Annotated in this window: 23 protein-coding genes, 1 tRNA gene and 1 other RNA gene; 19 read left to right on the top strand and 6 right to left on the bottom strand. The window is 67.2% G+C overall.

Going from position 1 to position 21,336, the window contains the following annotated elements; genetic code table 11:
* The first annotated feature begins 3 nt into the window (after positions 1–3).
* The 8 genes from BDW41_RS05575 (at position 4) to BDW41_RS05540 (ending at position 4,701) form a co-directional block, all read left to right on the top strand.
* Entirely contained in the window at positions 4–507 is a 504-nt protein-coding gene (locus BDW41_RS05575) for a DinB family protein (RefSeq protein WP_074550890.1), read from the top strand.
* 301 nt (positions 508–808) lie between these two features.
* Positions 809–901: transfer RNA gene (locus tag BDW41_RS05570), tRNA-Ser, on the top strand.
* Positions 902–979: 78 nt separating this feature from the next.
* Positions 980–1,076: signal recognition particle sRNA small type (gene ffs, locus BDW41_RS05565), an RNA gene on the top strand.
* Between the two features lie 98 nt (positions 1,077–1,174).
* Positions 1,175–2,857, top strand: a complete 1,683-nt coding sequence (gene dnaX, locus BDW41_RS05560; protein WP_074550892.1) for a DNA polymerase III subunit gamma/tau — start codon at positions 1,175–1,177, stop codon at positions 2,855–2,857.
* Between the two features lie 21 nt (positions 2,858–2,878).
* Positions 2,879–3,202, top strand: coding sequence for a YbaB/EbfC family nucleoid-associated protein (locus tag BDW41_RS05555; RefSeq protein ID WP_074550894.1), 324 nt, complete (start codon positions 2,879–2,881; stop codon positions 3,200–3,202).
* Between the two features lie 133 nt (positions 3,203–3,335).
* The gene (gene recR, locus BDW41_RS05550; protein ID WP_074550896.1) at positions 3,336–3,929 is read left to right on the top strand and encodes a recombination mediator RecR; all 594 of its coding nucleotides are present in this window, start codon (positions 3,336–3,338) and stop codon (positions 3,927–3,929) included.
* A 4-nt stretch (positions 3,930–3,933) separates the two neighbouring features.
* Entirely contained in the window at positions 3,934–4,341 is a 408-nt protein-coding gene (locus BDW41_RS05545) for a GNAT family N-acetyltransferase (protein WP_233496777.1), read from the top strand.
* Between the two features lie 15 nt (positions 4,342–4,356).
* Positions 4,357–4,701 (top strand): histidine triad nucleotide-binding protein, encoded by a 345-nt coding sequence (locus BDW41_RS05540; RefSeq protein WP_074550900.1) that lies wholly within the window; start codon positions 4,357–4,359, stop codon positions 4,699–4,701.
* 68 nt (positions 4,702–4,769) lie between these two features.
* Here BDW41_RS05540 and BDW41_RS05535 read toward each other — a convergent pair whose 3' ends face one another.
* From BDW41_RS05535 to BDW41_RS05520, 4 genes are read right to left on the bottom strand one after another with little or no spacing between them, the layout of a single operon-like run.
* A complete protein-coding gene (locus BDW41_RS05535) occupies positions 4,770–5,378 on the bottom strand; it encodes a Slp family lipoprotein (protein WP_074551093.1) in 609 nt (202 codons plus the stop codon).
* Between the two features lie 49 nt (positions 5,379–5,427).
* Positions 5,428–7,398 (bottom strand): DUF3488 and transglutaminase-like domain-containing protein, encoded by a 1,971-nt coding sequence (locus tag BDW41_RS05530; RefSeq protein ID WP_343125750.1) that lies wholly within the window; start codon positions 7,396–7,398, stop codon positions 5,428–5,430.
* Complete coding sequence (locus tag BDW41_RS05525) at positions 7,395–8,351, bottom strand: DUF58 domain-containing protein (protein WP_074550902.1); 957 nt, start codon at positions 8,349–8,351, stop codon at positions 7,395–7,397. The genes BDW41_RS05530 and BDW41_RS05525 overlap by 4 nt, the downstream gene beginning before the upstream one ends.
* Positions 8,351–9,292 carry a MoxR family ATPase gene (locus BDW41_RS05520; RefSeq protein ID WP_074550904.1) on the bottom strand — a complete coding sequence of 314 codons (942 nt, stop codon included), beginning with the start codon at positions 9,290–9,292 and terminating at the stop codon, positions 8,351–8,353. The genes BDW41_RS05525 and BDW41_RS05520 overlap by 1 nt, the downstream gene beginning before the upstream one ends.
* Before the next feature lie 41 nt (positions 9,293–9,333).
* Here BDW41_RS05520 and BDW41_RS05515 point away from each other — a divergent pair, with 41 nt between their 5' ends.
* The gene (locus BDW41_RS05515) at positions 9,334–10,926 is read left to right on the top strand and encodes a glycosyltransferase family 39 protein (RefSeq protein WP_083337744.1); all 1,593 of its coding nucleotides are present in this window, start codon (positions 9,334–9,336) and stop codon (positions 10,924–10,926) included.
* A gap of 6 nt (positions 10,927–10,932) precedes the next feature.
* On the opposite strand, the gene BDW41_RS05510 is transcribed toward BDW41_RS05515, so the two are convergent.
* Complete coding sequence (locus BDW41_RS05510; protein WP_074550909.1) at positions 10,933–11,517, bottom strand: Maf family nucleotide pyrophosphatase; 585 nt, start codon at positions 11,515–11,517, stop codon at positions 10,933–10,935.
* Complete coding sequence (locus tag BDW41_RS05505; protein ID WP_074550914.1) at positions 11,514–11,969, bottom strand: hypothetical protein; 456 nt, start codon at positions 11,967–11,969, stop codon at positions 11,514–11,516. The genes BDW41_RS05510 and BDW41_RS05505 overlap by 4 nt, the downstream gene beginning before the upstream one ends.
* Positions 11,970–12,142: 173 nt before the next feature.
* Between BDW41_RS05505 and BDW41_RS05500 the strand changes: the two genes are divergently transcribed.
* From BDW41_RS05500 to mltG, 10 genes are all read left to right on the top strand, one after another.
* On the top strand, positions 12,143–12,622 hold the full coding sequence (locus tag BDW41_RS05500; RefSeq protein WP_074550919.1) for a YceD family protein: 480 nt from the start codon (positions 12,143–12,145) through the stop codon (positions 12,620–12,622).
* 18 nt (positions 12,623–12,640) lie between these two features.
* Positions 12,641–12,835 carry a 50S ribosomal protein L32 gene (rpmF, locus tag BDW41_RS05495; RefSeq protein WP_019466219.1) on the top strand — a complete coding sequence of 65 codons (195 nt, stop codon included), beginning with the start codon at positions 12,641–12,643 and terminating at the stop codon, positions 12,833–12,835.
* A 148-nt stretch (positions 12,836–12,983) separates the two neighbouring features.
* Positions 12,984–13,958, top strand: a complete 975-nt coding sequence (locus tag BDW41_RS05490; RefSeq protein WP_074550923.1) for a beta-ketoacyl-ACP synthase III — start codon at positions 12,984–12,986, stop codon at positions 13,956–13,958.
* 316 nt (positions 13,959–14,274) lie between these two features.
* On the top strand, positions 14,275–15,222 hold the full coding sequence (gene fabD, locus BDW41_RS05485; protein ID WP_074551097.1) for an ACP S-malonyltransferase: 948 nt from the start codon (positions 14,275–14,277) through the stop codon (positions 15,220–15,222).
* A 63-nt stretch (positions 15,223–15,285) separates the two neighbouring features.
* Complete coding sequence (gene fabG / locus BDW41_RS05480; RefSeq protein ID WP_074550928.1) at positions 15,286–16,029, top strand: 3-oxoacyl-ACP reductase FabG; 744 nt, start codon at positions 15,286–15,288, stop codon at positions 16,027–16,029.
* A 300-nt stretch (positions 16,030–16,329) separates the two neighbouring features.
* Positions 16,330–16,569, top strand: coding sequence for an acyl carrier protein (gene acpP / locus BDW41_RS05475; RefSeq protein ID WP_019466215.1), 240 nt, complete (start codon positions 16,330–16,332; stop codon positions 16,567–16,569).
* A gap of 216 nt (positions 16,570–16,785) precedes the next feature.
* Entirely contained in the window at positions 16,786–18,024 is a 1,239-nt protein-coding gene (gene fabF / locus BDW41_RS05470; protein WP_074550931.1) for a beta-ketoacyl-ACP synthase II, read from the top strand.
* Between the two features lie 20 nt (positions 18,025–18,044).
* Entirely contained in the window at positions 18,045–19,373 is a 1,329-nt protein-coding gene (locus BDW41_RS05465) for an aminodeoxychorismate synthase component I (protein ID WP_233496791.1), read from the top strand.
* On the top strand, positions 19,373–20,197 hold the full coding sequence (gene pabC, locus BDW41_RS05460; RefSeq protein WP_074550938.1) for an aminodeoxychorismate lyase: 825 nt from the start codon (positions 19,373–19,375) through the stop codon (positions 20,195–20,197). Before BDW41_RS05465 ends, pabC begins: the two co-directional genes overlap by 1 nt.
* Entirely contained in the window at positions 20,194–21,231 is a 1,038-nt protein-coding gene (gene mltG / locus BDW41_RS05455) for an endolytic transglycosylase MltG (protein ID WP_074550942.1), read from the top strand. Before pabC ends, mltG begins: the two co-directional genes overlap by 4 nt.
* Positions 21,232–21,336 lie beyond the last annotated feature (105 nt).

The raw sequence follows: 21,336 nt of genomic DNA, 5'->3' as shown, positions 1-21,336 counted from the left end.
ACCATGTCCACTGCCTATCTGCGCAAGCTGCTGCGTTACCGGGATTGGGCCGACCGGTTGACCTATGCCGCGGTGGCGGCACTGCCCGAGGGAGCGGCGACCGCTCCGCGCGCCACTATCTTCGGCAACATGCTGCGCACGCTCAGCCATACCTGGGTCGTCGACGACATTTTCCAGGCGCACCTGCAAGGCCGCACCCACGGCCATACCAGCCGCAACACGCCCGAGCCCTTGCCGTTCGACGAACTGTGGGCGCGGCAGCAGGCCATGAACGCGTGGTATCTCGACTATGCCTCGGCACTCACGCCGGAACAGGCAGCCGAGCGGGTCACGTTTCAGTTCATCGGCGGCGGGGAAGGGTGCATGAGCCGCGAGGAAATGATGCTCCACGTAGTCAACCACGCCACCTACCACCGCGGTTTCGTAGCGGACATGTTCTACCAGGTCCCAGCCAGGCCGCCGGCGACGGACCTGTCGGTGTTCCTGCGGGACGTGCCGCAGGAGTGAGCGAGACGCCCCCGCCGCTATCTTGTGTGAACGGGCCCGTCCCGCTATCCTTTCGCCTCTTTGCCGGGACTGTGTCCCCGGCAAGCGGTTTCACCATGGCGGAGAGGTGTCCGAGTGGTTGAAGGCGCAGGCTTGGAAAGTGTGGATACGGCTTATTCCCGTATCGAAAGGGTTCGACAAATTCGTCCGGAACGAATTTGGACAACCGGAGGTTGGCCCCGAGCGTAAGCGAGGGGTGAGGCCCAGGAGGGGCCGAACCATCCCGCCCGTCGCGGATGGTTGCAGTAAAGGTTTTGCGTGCGGAGAGGTGTCCGAGTGGTTGAAGGAGCACGCCTGGAAAGTGTGTATACGGCTTATCCCCGTATCGCGGGTTCGAATCCCGCCCTCTCCGCCAGTTTCAAAAACGCGACGATCCCGTATCGGCGCGAACATCGGGATTAGGGCATAGCCTTGTCCCCGTCTATGGTGGCCCTGTCGGTCCCCCCGCGACGATAGTTCGTAAACCCCGCCAGGCCCGGAAGGGAGCAACGGTAGCGAATGATTCGGGTGCCGGGGTGTGGCTGGCAGGGCCGCCGCCTTTTGGGCCCCTCGCCAAGCCGCGATAGTCAATGCTGACTTATCCCCCGTCCACTTGGCACAATCGGGACTTGCCCCAAGGTATACCGGAATGTCCTATCAGGTACTCGCGCGCAAATGGCGCCCTCGCAAGTTCGCTGAACTCGTCGGGCAGGAGCACGTCGTGCGCGCGCTCACCAATGCGCTCGACACCGGCCGCATGCACCACGCCTACCTGTTCACCGGTACCCGTGGCGTGGGCAAGACCACCATCGCGCGCATCTTCGCCAAGTCGCTGAACTGCGAGCGTGGCGAATCGGCCGATCCCTGTGGCGAGTGCGCCGTGTGCACCGCGGTGGACGCGGGCCGCTTCGTCGACCTGCTCGAGATCGACGCGGCCAGCAACACCGGCGTGGACGATGTGCGCGAGGTGATCGAGAACGCGCAGTACGCTCCCGCGCGCGGCCGCTTCAAGGTGTACCTGGTCGACGAGGTGCACATGCTTTCCAAGCCGGCCTTCAACGCGCTGCTGAAGACGCTGGAAGAGCCGCCGCCGCACGTGAAGTTCCTGCTCGCCACCACCGACCCGCAGAAGCTGCCGGTGACGGTGCTGTCGCGCTGCCTGAAGTTCAACCTGAAGCGCCTGCTGCCGGAGCAGATCTCCGGGCAGATGCGCCACATCCTGGGCGCGGAGAACATCCCGTACGAAGACGCCGCCATCGCCGAGCTGGCGCGCGGCGCGGATGGCTCGCTGCGCGACGGCCTCTCGCTGCTGGACCAGGCCATCGCCTATGGCGGCGGCTCGCTGCGCGTGGACGACGTGCGCGCCATGCTCGGCAGCGTGGCGCGCGGGCAGGTGCTGGGGCTGCTGCAGGCGCTGGTCGAGGGCAGCGGCGAATCGATGATGGCCGAGTGCGCGCGCATCGCATCGTTCTCGCCCGATTTCGGCGGCGTGCTGGACGACCTGGCCAGCGTGCTCCATCGCATCCAGCTGATCCAACTGGTGCCCGGCTACCGTCCGGAGCAGGACGACAGCGACGGCGACGCGCTCGCCGGCCTTGCCGCGCAGCTGGCGCCGGAAGACGTGCAGTTGTACTACCAGATCGCCACCACGGGCCGCCGCGACCTCGCGCTCGCCCCGGACGCCCGCACCGGCTTCGAAATGGCCATGCTGCGCATGCTCGCCTTCCGCCCGGCCGAGGGCGGCGGCGCGCATGCCGAGCGCCCGGCGGCCAGCGCCGCGCCGCGCGCACCAGCCCAGCCGCCACGCGCCTCGGCCCCGGTGGCCAACGAACGCATGCACATGGCCAGCGTGGCGGAGCCATCGCCCGCACGTGCCGCCCCCGCGCCGGTGGCGCCGCCCGCCGCCGCACCCGCGCCGCGTGCGCCGGTGGCGACGGATGCCAACGGCCTGCCGCACTGGGACAGCCTGATCGAGCAGGCGAACCTGCGCGGTCCGCTGGGCCAGCTGGCCCAGAACGCCGCGCTGCGCGAGCGCGAAGGCCAGACGCTGGTGCTGGCCTTGCAGCCCATGCACATGCATCTGGCGGTCGAGCCCATGACCGGCCAGATGGAAGAACGCATCAGCCAGGTGCTGGGTGAGCGCGTGAAGCTGCGTTTCGTCGAAGCGCATGGCGCGGCCGCCGAAACCCCCGCGGCGCGCGCCGCCAATGCCCGCGAGGCCGCCCAGTCGGCGGCCGAGCAAGCCATCGAGGAAGATCCCCTGGTGCAGTCGCTCAAGCGCGAATTTGGCGCGCGCGTGGTGCCCCAGTCGATCAAGCCGTTTGAACACTGAAAGACCTAGCGGAGTCGAATCATGAGAGGACAGATCGGTCAGCTGATGCAGCAGGCCCAGCGCATGCAGGAAGAAATGAAGCGTGCGCAGGAAGAGATCGCCAAGCTGGAAGTCACCGGCAGCGCCGGTGGCGGCCTCGTCACCGTCGTCATGACGGGCGCGCATGAAGTGCGCCGCGTGCAGATCGACCGCCAGCTGTTCGCCGATGACCCGGAGATGGCCGAGGATCTGGTCGCCGCCGCGGTCAACGACGCGGTCAACAAGGTGGCGGACGTCAGTAAGAACAAGCTCGGCGGCGTGACCTCCGGCCTGAACCTGCCGCCCGGCTTCAAGATGCCGTTCTGACGTTTCCGTGGGAGCGCAGCGCGCGCCGGCCACCAGGGCGCGCGGATGCCATCGCCGCGATGCGGCGAAAGCCGCCAGGCCAAGCCTCCTCCCGTTCGCGCACTTCGGTGCGCTCCCACCGTGACTTCGATCCATGAGCAAGCTCCTCACTGATCTCGTCGAAGCCTTGCGCTGCCTGCCCGGTGTCGGCGGAAAGAGCGCGCAGCGCATGGCTTTCCACCTGCTGGAGCGCGACCGCGAACGCGGGCAGCGCCTGGCCCAGGTATTGGCGCAGGCCATGCGCGAGATCGGCAATTGCTCGCGCTGCCGCAACTTCAGCGAAACGCCGGTGTGCGCGCTGTGTTCCGGCAGCAGCCGCGACCGCCACGTGCTGTGCGTGGTGGAATCGCCCACGGATCTGGCGGCCATCGAACAGGCCACCGGTTATCGCGGCCAGTATTTCGTGCTGCTGGGGCGCCTGTCCCCGCTGGATGGGCTGGGGCCCGAGGAGCTCGGTCTCGATCGGCTCACCGAACGGCTGGCCGAAGGCGAGGTGGAGGAAATGATCATCGCCACCAACCCCACCGTGGAAGGCGAGGCGACCGCGCATTACCTCGCGCAGCTCGCGCGCGCGGCCAACGTGCGTCCGACGCGGCTGGCGCACGGCGTGCCGCTGGGTGGCGAGCTGGAGTACGTCGATCGCGGCACGCTGGCGCATGCCTTCGGCAGCCGGCAGTCGGCGGACTGACGCCGTGGAACCGGCGCTCGCCTTTGAAATACCCGGCAACGAGGAATACCGCGCCCTGCGCGCGGCAGCGGGACTGAGCGTGATGTCGGAGCAGGGCGCGGCGGTGGGCCTTCCCGCGAGCTGGAGCGCCGTGTGCGTGCGCCACGACGGTGCATTGATCGGCATGGGGCGCGTGGTGGGCGACGGCGGCCTGTTCCTGTTCGTGGTCGATATCGCCGTGGCGCCGGCCTGGCAAGGCAAGGGCCTGGGGCGGCGCATCATGCAGGCCCTGATGGACGACGTGCACGCGCGTGCGCCGGCGCGCGCGATGGTTGGGCTGATCGCCGACGGCACGGCGCATGCGCTCTACGCGAAATTCGGATTCAAGCTGGTGGCGCCGGGTGCGCACGGTATGCTGCTGCGTCTGTCATAACCTGAGGAACCAGTCATGGGCGACACCATCTTCGACAAGATCATCCGACGGGAAATTCCCGCCGACATCGTCTACGAAGACGATGACGTGCTCGCGTTCCGCGATCTCAATCCGCAGGCTCCGGTGCATGTGCTGTTCGTGCCGAAGAAGTCCATCGCCACGCTGGATGGCGCGACGGCCGCCGATGCGGAATTGCTGGGCAAGCTGCTGCTGGCTGCCGCGGCCTATGCGCGTCGCGAGGGCCTGGCGGACCAGGGCTATCGCACCGTGATCAACTGCAACGAATACGGCGGCCAGACGGTATTCCACCTGCACCTGCACCTGCTCGCGGGACGCCAGATGCATTGGCCGCCGGGCTGAGCGTTGGATATCACATAGCGCCTCGCCATAAAAAAACGCCGGCTTTTGCCGGCGTTTTCTTTGATCGATCAGTGGTGCGGCGGCGGAGGCGGCGGCGGGCGCACGATCACGCGGGTCGGGTAGTAGCCACCCCAGTAGCCCCAACCACCCCACGGTCCCCACGGGCCAAAGCCCGGGCCCCAGTAGGGACCCCAGTACGGGTCGTACCAGCCCGGCCCGTAGTTCACGGGCACGCGCTTGGGCCACAGGTACACCACGTTGGCTTCCACGCGCGGATACGCGTAGTCGTATTCGCCGATCTTCTCCGACTTGGTGCCCTGGATGACGCCGGTCACCGTGATGTCGCGGCCACGGGTGAACACTTCCGGATCGTAGAAGCCGGCGCGGCACGCCACGAAGCGGCCCTGCGTTTCGCTGTCGCTGCTGCCTTCCTTCGGGCGGGCCTGGTCGTCCAGCGGACGCTGCAGCACGTAGAAGCAGGTTTCCTGCGGACCCGGCTCGGTCTTGATGATCTGGCCGCCCCAGCGTACCTGGGCGCCGCTTGCTCCGTTGCCTTCCTGTTGCGCGGAAACGGACGTGACCTGGGTGTACGTGCCCTGCAGCGGTTGCGGCACCGTTGCGCAGGCCGCCAGCGTGACCACAGCGGTCGCGAGAATCAACGGCTTGTACATGGACATGACGCTTTTCTCCATCGTTTGGCGGATGCGATACATCCGCGGTTCACTGTCATTTGAACACGCGACGCGGCCGAAAGTCCCGCGCAGCCTGTCGAAAGTTCTTTAGCAGGTCGGCGGGCGGTTCTTCATGTGCATAGCGCAGTTCGAGATACGTCCTCATCAAGTGTTCCAGCTCGGTGCGGTGGCCGGGGAGAGCCCGCGCGGCGCGGCTGAAATAGTGCTGCGGCCCTTCGCTGCGCCGACGCGCCACGCCTGCCGCCGCCAGTCGCTTCTCCAGCAATCGCATGCTCGTTAGTGCCTGATCCGCATCGGGACGTTTCCATAATGCCCACAGCAGGCCCGGCACGGCGAACAGCGCGCCGCCGATGGCAAGCACCAACCCCAGCATGCCCACGCTGGTGTCGTTCACGCCGAACGGCGTCAACAGCCCATGCTGTCGAAGCGTGTCGAAACCGATAACGCCTTGGTTCCACCACTGGTTGACGACGTCCCAGCGGTTGCGCCATCCCAATGTCCAGCGATTGGGCGACCAGTCAGCTGCCGCGGCACCGGCTGTCGTGGAACCCTGGTTGAGGTGCACGGTGCGCACGGCGGCGGTGGGGTCGAAGCGAACCCAGCCACGGCCGGGCAGCCAGGCTTCGCTCCAGGCGTGGGCATCGGACTGGCGCACCAGCAGGTAGTTGCCCATGTCGTTCCAGTACCCGCCCTGGTAGCCGGTGACCACGCGCGCGGGAATGCCGGCGGCGCGCATGAGCACGGTGAAAGAGGATGCGTAGTGCTCGCAGAAACCTTCGTGCGTAGCGAACAGGAAGTCGTCGACGGCGTTGGTGCCCAGCGGCGCCGGCGTCAGCGTGTAGCTGAACCCGCCATCACGGAAGAGCTTCATCGCGGCCTGGATGATCGCCGTATCGTTGCTGCCGTATTGCGCGCGCCAGCGTGCGCCCAGTTCGTGCGCGCGCGGATCGAACCCGGCCGGCAATTGCAGGGCCTCGCGCCGCTCCAGGTCATTCAGCTGCGTCTGCAGGTGGTAGCGCAGCGCGGAGCCAAGCCGATAGGTGAGGCGGTCGTTCACCGGGCGATCGGCCAGCAGTTCGCGGTCGGGTCCGAGTTGCGCAAGGGCCGTGGTCTCGACGGGAATATCCAGCGCAGGCAGCACGCGCTGGCCGGTGGCTTCCAGGCTGACCGTGTAGCGCGTGACCGGGCCGTGTTCTTCCGCGGCGGGTCTGCCGTTGCGAGCTTGTGGACGCCATGTATGGCCGTCGTAGCTCCACAGCACATAGGCGCGGAAGTAACGCTGCTCGTTGGGCGGCGGATTGCCGTCGAAGGTCACGCGCATGGCGGGCGTGTCGTCGAGCAATATCTGTGCGAAATCGCCGGGCGACATGTCGGAGCTCAGGCCTGTTCGTCCCTGCGGACTATTGGGCGTGCCCCACAGCGGCGCGCTCAGGCGCGGCACGAACAGGAACGCGATCAAGGCCAGCGGCAGGGAAACGCCAAGCAGCCCAAGCGCAGGCAGCAACTCACGCGGCAGCGTGGTTTGCGGGCGGGCGGGCTCGAGCGCACGCAGCGTGGCGATGGCCGGCAGCAGGCCAAGCGTGACGAGCACCGTCGCCACCAGGCTCTGGTTGAACAGCAGCGCGGACATCAGCGCGAAGCAGGCGAACGCGGCGCCGACCCGCGCATCCCTGGGTGTTTCCGTTTCCAAAAGCTTCAGCACCAGCAGGCCGGTCACCATCGCGGCGCCCGGTTCGCGGCCGAACAGCGTGCTGTAGTGAAGCACCACCGCGGCCGCCAGCAGTGCGACCAGGGGAAGCTTGAGCAAGGCCGATGCGCGCCCTGCACGCTGTCGGCGTTGCCACCATCGCAGCCCCAGCGTGAGCGCCAGGCCGAGCGTGAGCCACCAGGGCAGATGCGGCGCGTGCACGCCCAGCACCACGGCCACCGTCAGGCAGAGCAGGTCGAAGGGACGCCGCTCCAGCACCGGTTGCGGCTTGCGCCGAAAGAGCCTGAAGCGGATCACGGCAACCGCGCCAGCGCATCCATGCAATGCGCGTAATGGCTGCGGCCATGGCCGAGGCCGATATCTTCGTTGGGCAGCCACAGGCTGGTCGGGCGACCCACGGCTTCGGCCTCGCCAAGCCAGCGGGCCAGTCGCGCGATGCGCATCTCGGGCACCAGTTGCGACAGCTGCCGCCAGTCCAGCCGCCACTCCTCCTGTGCTTCCGGTTGCTCGAAATCCTTCACCAGCAGGCTTTCGTGATGCGCGCTGTGTTTCCAGGCGATGTGGCGCTGCGGGTCGCCTGCGCGGTAGGCACGCAAGGCGGCGATGTCGTCGCCCTGGTGTCGACGCTGCTGCCTGCCATCCTGCGTGGGCAGCACGGGCGGCGGGCCGCCGATTTCAGGACGCGGCCACACCAGGACGGCATGGTCCGGATGGGTCCAGCTCCACGCATGGAACAGGCCCAGCGGCCAGTTGCTCCACAGCTTGATGCGCGGCAGCGGTTGCCAGCCACGATGTTCGGTGGGCAGGTTCAGCGAGACGATGACTTCGCGATGCGCCGCCACGGCAAAGGCCTCGGCCTGCTCGCCCATGGCGACGTGGATGGACGCATGCGCATGGTCGCCGCCCGTGAAGACCAGTTGCAGCACCATGGGTTCGCCGGCAATGGCGTGTCCATGGCGGACACCGGTAAGGCGCAGGCCGTTGAGGCTGCGAAACGCCACCAGCATGCTTGCCGAGGTCATCGCGCCGAGCAGGCAGGTCAGCATCAGGGCCGCGTTGTTGTTGTAGTTGAGCGCGCCCGTCAGCATGACCAGCAGAAGCACGGTGAACGCGACGCCGAAACCGGTGGGTGCGATGTAGATGCGACGGCGGTGCAGCAGGATCGGCAACGGTTCCAGGCGCCGATACCGCGTGAGTGCCGGCAGGCGTCGTTCCGCCCAGCGCCGGAAGCGGCCAAGCGCTTCTTGCATCAATCCACCGCGACGTCGGCGAGCAGGGCGCGCGCGAGGCTGTCGCCGCTGGCGCCGCGCGTGGTGACCAGGCGGTGGGCCGCCAAGGGCACGAACAGCGCCTGGATGTCTTCAGGCAGCACGTGCTGGCGTCCGCTCAGCAGGGCCCAGGCGCGGGCGGCGCTGAGCAAGGCGAGGCCGGCGCGCGGCGACAGGCCCACGCGCACATCGGCGTGTCGGCGGCTCGCCGCCAGCAGGGCCTGCAGATAATCGAGCAGCGCGGAGCTGGCGGTAATCGCCTGCGCCTGGCGCGACAGCGCCGCCAGTCCGGCCGCATCGAGCTGCGGGCTCAGTTGCGCCAGCAGGTCGCGGCGATCGCTGCCGGTCAGCAGCGCGCGTTCGGCGGCGGCGTCGGGATAATCCAGCGAAACGCGCAGCATGAAGCGATCGAGCTGCGAGTCGGGCAGCGGAAACGTGCCTGCAAGGTCCAGCGGGTTCTGCGTGGCGACCACGAAGAACGGCTGCGGCAGCGTGTGCGTGTGGCCGTCCACCGTGACCTGGCCTTCGGCCATCGATTCCAGCAGGGCGCTCTGCGTTTTCGGCGTGGCGCGGTTGATTTCGTCGGCCAACAGCAGGCCAGTGAAGATCGGGCCGGGATGGAAGCGGAATTGCCCCGTCTCGCGCTCGTACACGCTGACGCCGATAATGTCCGAGGGCAGCAGGTCGCTGGTGAACTGCACGCGTTGGAAGTCCAGCGCGAAGCTGGCGGCCAGCGCATGCGCCAGCGTGGTCTTGCCTACGCCCGGCACGTCTTCCAGAAGCAGGTGGCCGCCCGCCAGCAGGCAGGCGAAGGCCAGCTTGACCTGGCGCGGCTTGCCGAGCAGCACGCGATTGACCTGGGCCATGGCGGCCTCCAGGCGCGTGCGTAGCGATTCATCGTGCAGCGGAGTGATGGCGGACATGGGTTTCTGGCAGCGGCAAGGGGCGATGCGGGGCGAGGCACATGCGTGATGCCCGCAGTGTAGCGGCGGGTATCTCGCGCTGGCGAGCCGCGTTCGTGATCGCCTTCGCGATACTTTGCGTCGCCCGGTTGATGCTTGCCGCAACGCTGTCGCCGTTTGGTGACGAAGCCTTCTATTGGCAGGAAAGCCGGCACCTCGCCTGGGGCTACAGCGACCTGCCGCCGCTGACGGCGCTGTTGATCCGCCTTGGCGAAAGCGTGGCCGGCCACGGCGTGCTCGGCATGCGCTGGCCGTTCCTGCTCATCGGCAGTGCGTTGCCGTGGCTGGTTCGCCGTTTTGCCGCCGACGTGTTCGATGAACGGGCTGGCTGGCAGGCGGCCCTGCTTTGCCTTGCCTTGCCGTTGGCAGGCAGTCTGGGCGTGCTGGCCCTGCCGGATGTGCCGCTCACGGTGGCCATCATGGGCGCGCTGGTGGCATGGGCGCGCGCGATGGATCGCGATCGTCTGCTCGACTGGCTGCTGCTTGGCCTGTCGCTGGCCGTATGCTGGCTCACCCATTACCGCGCCGTGATGCCCATGCTGGCGGGCCTGCTGTTTTGCGTGCTGGCGCGTCGCGGGCGCGCGCAATGGCGTCGCCCCGGCCTGTGGCTGGCCTTGGCCGTGGCGGCGCTGGGCCTGGTTCCGCTGCTGGTGTCCAACTGGCAACAGCATGGCGCGGGCCTGCTGTTCCAGCTGGTGGATCGCAACCCATGGCGTTTCCACGCCGATGCGCTGGTGCAGCCGCTGGAACAGGCCGTGGCGTGCACGCCGTTGCTGTATGCGTTGTTGCTCTGGGCCGCCTGGCTCAGCTGGCGCCGTCGCGACGAAGGACGGCCGTGGGATCTCATCGCCATCGTCTCCTGCAGCTTCATCGTGGGTTACTTCGTGCTTGGCCTGTTCGCGGACGATCTGCGCTTTCGCGCGCACTGGCCCTTGCCCGGCTATCTGCCGTTGCTGGCCGCGTTGCCGGTGCTGTTGCGGGAGCGCACGCGCTGGCGTCGCGGCTGGCTGGTGGCGACCTTTGCGCTGGCGATCGCGGGGCAGGCACTGGGCTTCGCTTATCTGGGGCTGGCGGCCAGCGACCATGGCGCGCAACGGCTCGCCAGCCTCAAGGCGTTTCCCGCGCGCTTCGTGGGCTGGCGCGAGAGTGGCGACATGGCGCACCGCCTGCTCGCGGCTCATCCGGGTGTACTCGTGGCGGACAACTTCATGCTCGCCGCAGAGATCGACTTTCAACTCGACGGCCGCGTGCCGGTCTATGTGCTGGACAGCCCCCTCAACGTGAAGCACGGCCGCGCACCGCAGCTGGCCATCTGGCAACGCGACGAAGCGGCGCTGCGCGAGCGGCACGGTGGCGAGCCAATGCTGCTTGCCGTGGATGAAAAAGCCCTGCGTGCCCGCGAGCGTGCGCCTTGGTTGCGCGCGATGTGCGGGCGCATCGACGGCGCCACCCCATTGGCGAGGCTCGACCTTTTCGAAGGTCGCCGGCGCATGGCGTTCTACGCAGGACGTGTGCCCGTGGGTGATACGTTCGCCAGCATCGGCGATGACTGCGTGATCTGGCGTCACGCGGCGGAAGCGGAATCCGCGCGCTGAGCGCGCTCAGGGCAGGGAGATGCCTGCTTCGCGCAGCATGCGCGCCAGCGCGATGAGCGGCAGGCCGATGAGTGCGGAAGGGTCTTCGTTGTCGATGCGTTCGAACAGCGCGATACCCAGGCCTTCGCACTTGAAGCTGCCGGCGCAATCCAGCGGCTGCTCGCGTTCGATATAGCGCGTAATTTCTTCGCTGCTCAGGCTGCGGAACGTCGCCACCGTGTGGTCCACGTGCACGCGGTCCTGGCCCGTGCGCGTGTCGTGCAGGCACAGCGCCGTGTGGAAATGCACTTCGCGGCCGGAACTGGCGACGAGCTGCGCGTGGGCGCGCTCGCGGGTTCCAGGCTTGTCGAGCACGACGCCTTCCAGCTCGGCGACCTGGTCGGAACCGATGACCAGCGCGTCGTCCAGGCCCTCGGCCGCGGCGCGCGCCTTGGCTACCGCCAGGCGCAGGGCGCGCTCGCGCGGCGTTTCGTGCGGCAGCGCGGCTTCATCCGTGCCCGGCGCCCGCTGCTCGAACTCGCTCAGGATGCGGCGGAGGAGCTCGGCCCGGTAGCGCGAGGTCGAGCCGAGGACGACGGTAGGCAGGCTCACGCGTCGTGCTCCCGGCGCAGGTGTTCGCGCATGGCGCTGTCCAGATCGTGCTGGGCGCGGTCCAGGGCGGTCAGCAGGGGACGCAGGCGGGCGCGCGTATCATTCATGGATGAGACGGTTTCATCCAGTTCCTGTTGGGGCGCACGCGGGGCCTTGTCGCGTATCCATATGCGCTGCTGCAGCAGGGAGCGCAGGCCGGCGTCGATGGCGTGCCGGGCCTCCTGCTCGCTGCTGGCGGGCAGGTCGGGGTTGAGCGACATCACGGCATGGGCCTGTTGGAGCCCGGCCCGGCAGGTTTTCAGGTCGCCTTCCAGCTTGTCGGCCAGTTCCAGCAGCTGGTGCACGCTCGCGGCCCGGCGATCGGCACGCAGTCGGAAGGCGACGGCCGCGCCCACCAGGGCCGCGGCAATGACTGCCAGGCCGGCAAGGCCGAGAATCAGGTAGGCATTCACTGAGGGCGGGCTCGCAAAAGGAATGCCCGAAGTCTGCCGTACCGGAGCCATTCAGGCAAAATGGCGCGTCGGGTGTGTCCTGGCGCTGTTAACCCGTTGACTTCAACACGTTGTAATCCTAAGATTTCGCGTCTATGTCCGTGACACTGCCAGAGTCCGTGGACGCTTGGCGCATGGTCTCGGCGCGGCGTTCGTTCCAGGGGGAATTGCCCGTGGTCGCCATGAAGCGACTGGGTGAGGCCCTGGCGGATACGGAAGGAACGGCGCAATACGAGCTGGATTTTGGGCGGGACGAGTTTGGTACGGCGTACCTCGATGTCCGCGTCAAGGCCCCGCTCACGCTGACCTGCCAGCGCTCCCTGGAGCCGTTCGTACTGCCCGTGACGGTCGACAGCCGGCTGGGCCTGATCCGTTTCGAGCGCGAAGAAGCGGCCCTGCCGCCGAATGTCGAGCCGCTGCTGATCGCCGACGACGGCAAGCTGGGCCTGCTGGATGTCATCGAAGACGAATTGTTGTTGGCACTGCCGCTGATCCCGATCAACCCGGACAGCGAATTGCCTGAAGAAGTAGTAGGTCCCGGGCCGGAGGAATCCTCCAGCGAGGGGCGTCCCGATAACCCGTTCGCGGTTTTGCGCGAACTCAAGAAACGTTGATTTAGCTGGAGACTCGCCATGGCCGTTGCCAAGAGCCGCAAGACCCCGTCCACCCGCGGCATGCGTCGTTCGCACGATGCGCTGAAGACCGTGCAGCTGGCCACCGACCCGACCAGTGGCGAGGTGCACCTGCGCCACCACGTCACCAAGGATGGCTACTACCGCGGCAAGAAGGTCATCGACACCAACACCTCGGTGGTCGAAGAGGATTGATCGTTCCCGCAAGGGATACGGTTCCGCATGGCGGCGCGATTTCGCGCCGCTTTGCGTTTGTGCGATCACCCACGTAACGTTGGCGGTTTGAAAGGTGGCTGTAGCGCGAGCGCAGCGCCCTTGTCACAACCCGTCGCATGGAAAGTTAATGGCCCAGATCTACGCCCGCATCACCGGCACCGGCAGCGCGCTGCCCGAGCGAGTGGTGACCAACGCCGATCTCGAGAAGATCGTCGAGACCAGTGACGAATGGATTCGCACCCGTACCGGCATCCAGCGCCGCCACATCGCCGCTGAGGGCCAGACCACCGGCGATCTCGCCACCGAGGCCGCGGAGCGTGCCCTCGAAGCCGCCGGCGTCAAGGCGTCCGAGCTCGACCTGATCGTGCTGGGCACGACCACGCCGGACATCATTTTCCCGTCCACCGCCTGCCTGGTTCAGCACCGCCTGGGCGCTAACGGCTGCGCGGCGTTCGACGTCAACGCGGCCTGCTCGGGCTTCGTCTATGCCCTGGGCATCGCCGACAAGTTCATCCGTAGCGGCCAGTCGAAGAAGGTGCTGGTGATCGGCGCGGAAACGCTGACCCGCATGATCGACTGGAACGAGCGCGAGACCTGCGTGCTGTTCGGCGACGGCGCCGGCGCGGTGGTGCTGGAAGCCTCGGAAGAGCCGGGCATCTACGCCACGCTGCTGCACGCCGACGGCGGCTTCAAGCACCTGCTGTACAACCCGGTGGGCGTGTCCGCCGGCTTCAAGGACGAGCCCAACCACGGCGTGCGCATCAACATGTCCGGCCGCGAAGTGTTCAAGGTCGCGGTGAAGACGCTCGATTCGCTGGTCGACGAAACCCTGCAGGCCGCCGGCATGGAGGCCTCGCAGATCGATTGGCTGATTCCGCACCAGGCCAACCTGCGCATCATCGAGGCGACGGCCAAGCGCCTGAACATGCCGATGGAGCAGGTCATCGTGACCGTGCAGGAGCACGCTAACACCTCGTCGGGCTCGGTGCCGCTGGCGCTGGATTATGCCGTGCGTTCGGGTCAGGTGAAGCGCGGCCAGAACCTGCTGCTGGAAGCCTTCGGTGGCGGTTTCACCTGGGCGTCGGCGCTGTTGCGTTATTGATCGCGCGTCGCGGGATGCTTAAGGAGCCGCCGAAAGGCGGCTCTTTTTTTGCTCGTCATTCCGGCGTAGCCCGCAAAAGGGGGCAGGGGCCGAAATCCAGTAACGGCTACGCAGGGTTTTCGCGGATGAGTTCAGGCGTCGCGATAACCGATCGTTACGGCCACTGGATTCCGGCCTGCGCCGGAATGACGGGCGAAAAGCGAGGCTTTCATCGCATCGCGCGGCCGGCAGAACCCCGCACCCCACCGAATACAGCTGCGTATGGCGCGCAATGCTGGCACCATTCCGTTTTTGGTTTTCGGAAATCTCCTTCTCCATGACCCAGACCGCCGCCAACCTCGCGTTCGTTTTCCCGGGCCAGGGCTCCCAGTCCGTCGGCATGCTGGCCGAATTGGCCGCTGCGCATCCGGAAGTGAAGGCCGCGTTCGACGAGGCATCGCAGGGCGCGGGCGTCGACCTGTGGGCGCTCAGCCAGCAGGGGCCTGAGGAAGATCTCAATCGCACCGAAAACACCCAGCCGGCCTTGCTGGCGGGCAGCGTGGCCGTGTGGCGCGTGTGGCAGAAGCTGGGCGGCGCGCAGCCGGCGCAGCTGTCTGGCCACAGCCTGGGCGAGTACAGCGCGCTGGTGTGCGCGGGCGCCTTGTCGCTGCACGACGCGGCGGCGCTGGTCGCCGAGCGCGGCCGTCTGATGCAGGCGGCCGTGCCGCCCGGCGTGGGCGCCATGGCGGCCATCCTGGGTGGCGATGACGCGCAGATTGCCGCGGTGTGCGAGGAAGTGGCGCAAGGCCAGGTCGTGTCGCCGGCCAATTTCAATTCGCCGGGCCAGCTCGTGATCGCGGGCAACGCCGAGGCAGTGGACCGCGCGCTGGCCAAGCTGGCGGAGCAGGGCGTGAAGAAGGCCATCAAGCTGGCGGTGTCGGTGCCTTCGCACTGCGCCCTGATGCGTGATGCCGCGGATCGCCTGGGCGAGCGCATGGCGTCCATCCAGTGGTCGCTGCCGGGCATCCCCGTGGTGCAGAACGCCGAGGCGCGCAGCTACGGCACGCTGGAGGAGATCCGCTGTGCGCTGCAGCGCCAGCTGTACCTGCCGGTGCGCTGGACTGAATGCGTGCAGGCGCTGGTCGCCGGTGGTGCGACGCGCATGGCCGAAGCGGGTCCGGGCAAGGTGCTCGCCGGCCTGATCAAGCGCATCGACAAGAGCGTCGAGGCACGCGCCATCGGCACGCCGGCCGAGCTGGACGCCGCCCGCGCCGAATGGGCGTAAGCCACCCATCATTCCAAACGGATTGGACGGCTCGACGTCCAACCTTTCCAAGGGAAATGACCCATGAGCAAGACTCTGCAAGGTGAAATCGCCCTCGTCACGGGCGCCAGCCGCGGTATCGGCGCGGCCATTGCCGACGAGCTGGCCGAGCTTGGCGCCACCGTCATCGGCACCGCCACCAGCGAAAGCGGCGCGGCGGCGATCGGTGAGCGTCTTGCGGCGCACGGCGGCCATGGCCGCGTGCTCAACGTGACCGAAGGCGCGTCCATCGAGAACCTGATCGATGGCATCGCCAAGGAATTCGGCCCGGTGTCGATCCTGGTCAACAACGCCGGCATCACGCGCGACCAGCTGCTGATGCGCATGCGCGACGAAGACTGGCAGGCCATTCTCGATACGAACCTCACCTCCGTGTATCGCGCCTCCAAGGCCGTCATGCGCGGCATGATGAAGGCGCGCAAGGGCCGCATCATTTCGATCGCCTCCGTGGTCGGTGTCATCGGCAATCCGGGCCAGGCCAATTACGCGGCGGCCAAGGCCGGGATCATCGCGTTCTCCAAGTCGCTGGCGCGCGAGATCGGTTCGCGCGGCATCACCGTGAACGTGGTGGCTCCCGGCTTCATCGACACCGACATGACGCGCGCGCTGCCCGAGGATGCCCGCCAGGCCCTGCTGGGCCAGATCGCCCTGGGCCACCTCGGCCAGGCGTCCGATATTGCGAAGGCCGTGGCCTTCCTGGCATCCCCGGCGGCCGCCTACATCACGGGCGAAACCCTGCACGTCAATGGCGGCATGTACATGCCGTAAGGCGTGAAGAAAGGGGCTTAAACCCTTCTCGCGTCCTTCATTGTTTCAAACGGCCGGACCGCTTCCAGCGATGCTGGAGGGCTGTCCGGCGCGCCGGCACGGGCCGGCTTAACAAGGAGTTGTCGCAAGCTCCATCGTTTTAGGCGACAATTGCTTCTTTCGCGCCGGTCCCGTGGCCTGCGTTTAACGACAGCTGGCGGATCATGGCGGCCTCGCGGTTTAGCCACTACAATCCGCCGGCCATATGCCGGCCACAGGCCGGTGTTGACAGGTAACTACTCCTTGGGAGGTATTGGCAACATGAGCACCATCGAAGAGCGCGTCAAGAAAATCGTCATCGAGCAGCTGGGCGTGAAGGAAGAGGAAGTCACGGCGAACGCTTCGTTCGTGGACGATCTGGGCGCTGATTCGCTGGACACCGTCGAACTGGTGATGGCTCTCGAGGAAGAGTTCGAGACCGAGATTCCGGACGAAGAAGCCGAGAAGATCACCACGGTGCAGCAGGCTGTCGATTACATCAAGGCCCACACCAAGGAGTGATCGCTCCGATGCGGCGAACGCGTCGTGACGATGCGTTGGTCCATTAGCGATACCGGAAGCTGCGCCACATTGGCGCAGTTTTCGTTTCTGCATTTTGCAACGTCCGATCCCGTATGGTGCGCGCAGCGCGCGATGCGGCCCGGATGACGTGGCCGCGAGTAGCACAGATCCCCTGTCCCTATCGACAGTGCCACGGAAACACGAGGGAAGATCAGCATGAGCAAACGACGTGTGGTTGTAACCGGCCTCGGCATCATCTCGCCGGTCGGCAACGATATCGCGACCGCCTGGGACAACATCCTCAAGGGCATGAGCGGCATTGGCCCGGTTACCCATTTCGACGCTACCGCCTATGCCACGCGCATCGCCGGTCAGGTACGTGATTTCGACCCGGCGCAGTGGATTGCCCCGAAAGAGATCAAGAAGATGGATCCGTTCATCCACTACGGCATCGCCGCGGGCACGCAAGCCCTGCGCGACTCCGGCCTGGAAGTGACGGAAGCGAACGCGCCGCGCATCGGCGTGGCCGTGGCGGCCGGCATCGGCGGCCTGCATACCATCGAGCACACCTCGATCGAGCTGCACGACAAGGGGCCGCGTCGCGTGTCGCCGTTCTTCGTGCCCTCGTCGATCATCAACATGGTGTCGGGCCACCTGTCGATCATGAACGGCCTGAAGGGCCCGAACATCGCCTGCGTGACCGCCTGCACCACCGGCACGCACAACATCGGCCTGGCCGCGCGCATGATCCAGTACGGCGATGCCGACGTGATGATCGCCGGCGGCGCCGAGTTCGCCACCACCGGCACCGCGATGGCGGGCTTCTGCTCGGCCAAGGCCATGTCCACCCGCAACGACGAGCCGACCAAGGCCAGCCGTCCGTGGGACAAGGACCGCGACGGCTTCGTGCTGTCCGACGGCGCCGGCGTGCTGGTGCTGGAAGAGTACGAACACGCCAAGGCCCGCGGCGCGAAGATCTATGCCGAACTCGTGGGCTTCGGCATGAGTGGCGACGCGTACCACATCACCGCGCCCAGCGAGGGTGGCGAGGGTGCGGCGCGCAGCATGGACACAGCGCTCAAGGACGGTCACCTCAACCCGACCGACGTGCAGTACATCAACGCGCACGGCACCTCGACGCCGCTGGGCGACCTGGGCGAAGTGCTGGCCGCCAAGCGCGTGTTCGGCGACCACGCCTACAAGCTGGCGATGAGCTCGACTAAGTCGGCGACCGGCCATCTGCTGGGCGCGGCCGGTGGCGTGGAGGCGATCTTCACCATCCTGGCGCTGCGCGACCAGGTGCTGCCGCCCACCATCAACCTCGACGAGCCGGGTGAAGGCTGCGACCTGGACTTCGTGCCGCACACCGCGCGCGAAGCCAAGTTCGACGTGGCCATCTCCAACTCGTTCGGCTTCGGCGGCACCAACGGCACACTCGCCTTCCGTCGCGTGTGACCTCGTTCCATCGACGTACCCTGCACGGCCGGCGCGATCTGCTCGCGCCGGCCGCTGCATTTCCGGGGCGCTATCCCGGCCTGCTGCAGAGCGTGACCCACGGTACGCCGCAGGCGCGCTACGACATTCTCTTCGCATTTCCCCAGGAAACGCTGGCCTTGCTCGCCGATGGACGGCTGGTGGATGGACAGGGGCGCGAGCGGCAAGGCCGCTTTCTCGATGCACTCGACGATGCATGGCGCGCGGAGCGCCTGCCGCGCGATGCGTCCAGCTACTTGCCGTTTCATGGCGGCTGGCTGCTGTTGCTGGCCTATGAACTGGTCGGCGAAATCGAGCAGCGCCTGCGCCTGCGTCCTTCCGGTCCGCTGCCGACGGCGATGGCGGTGCGCTGTCCCGCTGCCGTCATCGTCGACCACGCGCGTGGCTGCACGGTGCTGGTGGCCGAGGCAGGGCATCACGATTTGCTCGATGCGCTGGAGGCCGATCTCGGCGTATCCGTCGAGGTGCCTGCCTTGCCTGCGCCGGATCGCTGCGGCGAGGACGAGCCTGCGTTGTTCCTCGATGGCGTGGCGCGCATTCACGAGCATCTGCACGCGGGCGACATTTTCCAGGTGAATCTCTCGCGGGCGTGGCATGCGCACTACGCGGCGCCGCCGAGTGCGACGCAGTTGTACCAGTCGTTGCGGCAGGCCAATCCCGCGCCGTTCGCCGGGCTGTTCCAGCAACCGGATTGGGCCGTGGTGAGCTCGTCGCCCGAGCGCCTGGTGGAAGTGCGCGACGGCCTGGCGCAGACGCGCCCCATCGCCGGCACGCGTCCGCGCACGCCCGGTGACGATGACGTGGAGCGCATCCGCGAACTCAGCACGCATCCCAAGGAGCGTGCCGAGCACGTCATGCTGATCGATCTCGAGCGCAACGACCTGGGGCGCGTCTGCGTGCCGGGAACGGTCGAGGTCAACGAGCTGATGGTGGTGGAGAGCTATGCGCACGTGCACCACATCGTGTCGAACGTGCGTGGCCGCCTGCGCGACGAGGTGACGCCGGGCGAAGTCATTGCGGCCACGTTCCCTGGCGGCACCATCACCGGCTGCCCCAAGGTGCGCTGCATGGAAATCATCGCAGCGTTGGAAAATGCGCCGCGTGGCGCCTATACCGGCGCGCTGGGTTATCTCGACCGCAACGGCGACCTGGATCTGAACATCCTGATTCGCACGTTCACCCTGGTGGGCTCGGACGTCACCCTGCGCGCTGGCGCGGGCATCGTGGCCGACTCCGTGGCGGAGAAAGAACTGGACGAGACGCGCGCGAAGGCGCGTGGCCTGCTGCGCGCGCTGGGAGTGCAGGGCTGATGGTCGGCCGCGTGCTGGTCAATGGCGAAGCTGCGGCTACCGTTTCCGTGTTCGATCGCGGCCTGTCCTATGGGGACGGCTTGTTTGAAACCATCCGTTTCGTGCATGGCGTGGCGCCGCTGTGGTCGCGGCACATGGATCGCCTGCGCGAGGGTTGCCGCCGTTTGGGATTGCCGCAGCCGGACGCTGCCGCGCTTCAGCGCGAAGCAGTCGCGATGGCGGCGGGCATGGAGCATGCGGTGGTACGGATCACCCTCACGCGCGGCCTCGGTGAGCGCGGCTATGCGCCGCCGGCATCGCCTACAGTGACGCGCATCGTGGCCGGTTTCGATGCGCCGGCGATGAGTGGCGATGCGTACGTGTCGGGCATCCGCACGCGCTGGTGCGAGACGACGCTGGCGCTGCAACCACGGCTGGCGGGGCTGAAGCACCTCAACCGGCTGGAGCAGGTGCTGGCGCGCGCCGAGTGGTCGGATCCCGCCGTGGCCGAAGGCCTGATGCGCGACGTCGACGGCCGGGTGATGGGCGGAACCATGACCAACCTGTTCGCCGTGTTGGATGGCCAGCTCGTGACCCCGGCACTGGACCGCTGCGGCGTCGCCGGCGTGGCCCGGGCGGAAGTGCTGGCGGCGATGCCTGCGGCGCGCATCGTGGATCTGAGCCCGGAAGATCTGGCGCGGGCCGAGGAGGTTTTCCTCAGTTCGAGCGTCCGGGGCATCCTGGCGGTTCAGGCCGTGGACGATACCGTGTATGTTCCCGGTCCGGTGACCCGCGCCTTGCAGCAGCATTGGCGGGCCCTGGGCTTTCCGATGGAGCACGCATGAGTCGATACAAGATGCGGGGGCGGGCGTTCTGGCGTGTCCTGATCGTGCTGGTGTTGCTGGCGCTGGCTGGCGGCATCGTCTATGGCTGGGTGGACTACCAGCGATTTACCAGCACGCCGCTGGCCGTGTCCGCGCAGGTTCCCAGCATCGACGTCGCCAAGGGCAGCAACCTGCGCGACGTGGTCGGCCAGTTGCGCGAGCAGCATGCGACGAGCTCCGGCCCGCTGTATTGGCGCGTGCTGGCCGAGCAGCTGCATGTCGCGGGGCGCCTGCACGCCGGCGAATACGCATTGACCAGCGGCATGACGCCGCGCGACCTGTTGCTCAACATGGCCGCCGGCAAGGTCGTGCAGCGCAACTTCACCATCGTGGATGGCTGGAATTTCCGCGAGCTGCGCCAGGCGCTGGCCAAGGCGGACAAGCTTCGCCAGGACGGCGCCGCGCTCGACGATGCGGATCTGATGGCGAAGATCGGTGCGCCGGGCGAGATGCCCGAGGGGCAGTTCCTCCCCGAAACCTATGCCTACGTGAAGGGCGACAGCGATCTGGACATCCTGCGTCGCGCGCATGCCGCGATGAAGAAGATGCTCGACACGCTATGGGCCCAGCGCGACAAGGACGTGCCGCTGGCGACGCCCTACGATGCGGTGATCCTCGCCTCCATCGTGGAGAAGGAAACCGGACGCGCGGACGAGCGTGCGCGCATCGCCGGCGTCTTTATCCGCCGCCTGCAGACGCACATGCTGCTGCAGACCGACCCCACCGTGATCTACGGCATGGGTGAGGCGTACGCGGGCAATATCCACAAATCGGATCTCACCACGGACACGCCGTACAACACCTATACACGCCAGGGTCTGCCGCCCACGCCTATCGCCATGCCTGGCAAGCCCGCGCTGGAAGCGGCGCTGCATCCGGCGCAGGGCACGGAGCTGTATTTCGTGTCGCGCGGCGATGGCAGCCATGTGTTTTCCAGTACGCTGGATGAGCACAATCGCAACGTGGCGTGCTACCAGTTGAAGCGTTGCCAATGAGGCCGGTTCCCGCGCATGGCACGGGCGAAGCGCGCGCATGGCGGCGTGCTCGCTCCCATCCTGCGTCACGCCCGGTTGTGCACCTGGAATCTACGCGAACCCCAT

This window comes from Dyella sp. AtDHG13 (genome assembly GCF_003201105.1).
GTDB classification, from domain to species: Bacteria; Pseudomonadota; Gammaproteobacteria; order Xanthomonadales; family Rhodanobacteraceae; genus Dyella; species Dyella jiangningensis_B.
Note: the sequence above shows the minus strand (reverse complement) of the source record. Positions and strands in the feature narration are given on the sequence as shown.

Bases quoted from the DNA above. Each gene is read 5' to 3' on its own strand.
- BDW41_RS05555 (WP_074550894.1), top strand. From the start codon at position 2,879: ATGAGAGGACAGATCGGTCAGCTGATGCAGCAGGCCCAGCGCATGCAG.
- BDW41_RS05540 (WP_074550900.1), top strand. From the start codon at position 4,357: ATGGGCGACACCATCTTCGACAAGATCATCCGACGGGAAATTCCCGCC.
- mltG (WP_074550942.1), top strand. From the start codon at position 20,194: ATGAGTCGATACAAGATGCGGGGGCGGGCGTTCTGGCGTGTCCTGATC.
- dnaX (WP_074550892.1), top strand. From the start codon at position 1,175: ATGTCCTATCAGGTACTCGCGCGCAAATGGCGCCCTCGCAAGTTCGCT.
- BDW41_RS05535 (WP_074551093.1), bottom strand. From the start codon at position 5,378: ATGTCCATGTACAAGCCGTTGATTCTCGCGACCGCTGTGGTCACGCTG.
- BDW41_RS05500 (WP_074550919.1), top strand. From the start codon at position 12,143: ATGGTCTCGGCGCGGCGTTCGTTCCAGGGGGAATTGCCCGTGGTCGCC.
- acpP (WP_019466215.1), top strand. From the start codon at position 16,330: ATGAGCACCATCGAAGAGCGCGTCAAGAAAATCGTCATCGAGCAGCTG.
- fabF (WP_074550931.1), top strand. From the start codon at position 16,786: ATGAGCAAACGACGTGTGGTTGTAACCGGCCTCGGCATCATCTCGCCG.
- BDW41_RS05490 (WP_074550923.1), top strand. From the start codon at position 12,984: ATGGCCCAGATCTACGCCCGCATCACCGGCACCGGCAGCGCGCTGCCC.
- fabD (WP_074551097.1), top strand. From the start codon at position 14,275: ATGACCCAGACCGCCGCCAACCTCGCGTTCGTTTTCCCGGGCCAGGGC.
- pabC (WP_074550938.1), top strand. From the start codon at position 19,373: ATGGTCGGCCGCGTGCTGGTCAATGGCGAAGCTGCGGCTACCGTTTCC.
- BDW41_RS05520 (WP_074550904.1), bottom strand. From the start codon at position 9,292: ATGTCCGCCATCACTCCGCTGCACGATGAATCGCTACGCACGCGCCTG.
- recR (WP_074550896.1), top strand. From the start codon at position 3,336: ATGAGCAAGCTCCTCACTGATCTCGTCGAAGCCTTGCGCTGCCTGCCC.
- rpmF (WP_019466219.1), top strand. From the start codon at position 12,641: ATGGCCGTTGCCAAGAGCCGCAAGACCCCGTCCACCCGCGGCATGCGT.
- BDW41_RS05575 (WP_074550890.1), top strand. From the start codon at position 4: ATGTCCACTGCCTATCTGCGCAAGCTGCTGCGTTACCGGGATTGGGCC.
- fabG (WP_074550928.1), top strand. From the start codon at position 15,286: ATGAGCAAGACTCTGCAAGGTGAAATCGCCCTCGTCACGGGCGCCAGC.
- BDW41_RS05525 (WP_074550902.1), bottom strand. From the start codon at position 8,351: ATGCAAGAAGCGCTTGGCCGCTTCCGGCGCTGGGCGGAACGACGCCTG.
- BDW41_RS05515 (WP_083337744.1), top strand. From the start codon at position 9,334: ATGCGTGATGCCCGCAGTGTAGCGGCGGGTATCTCGCGCTGGCGAGCC.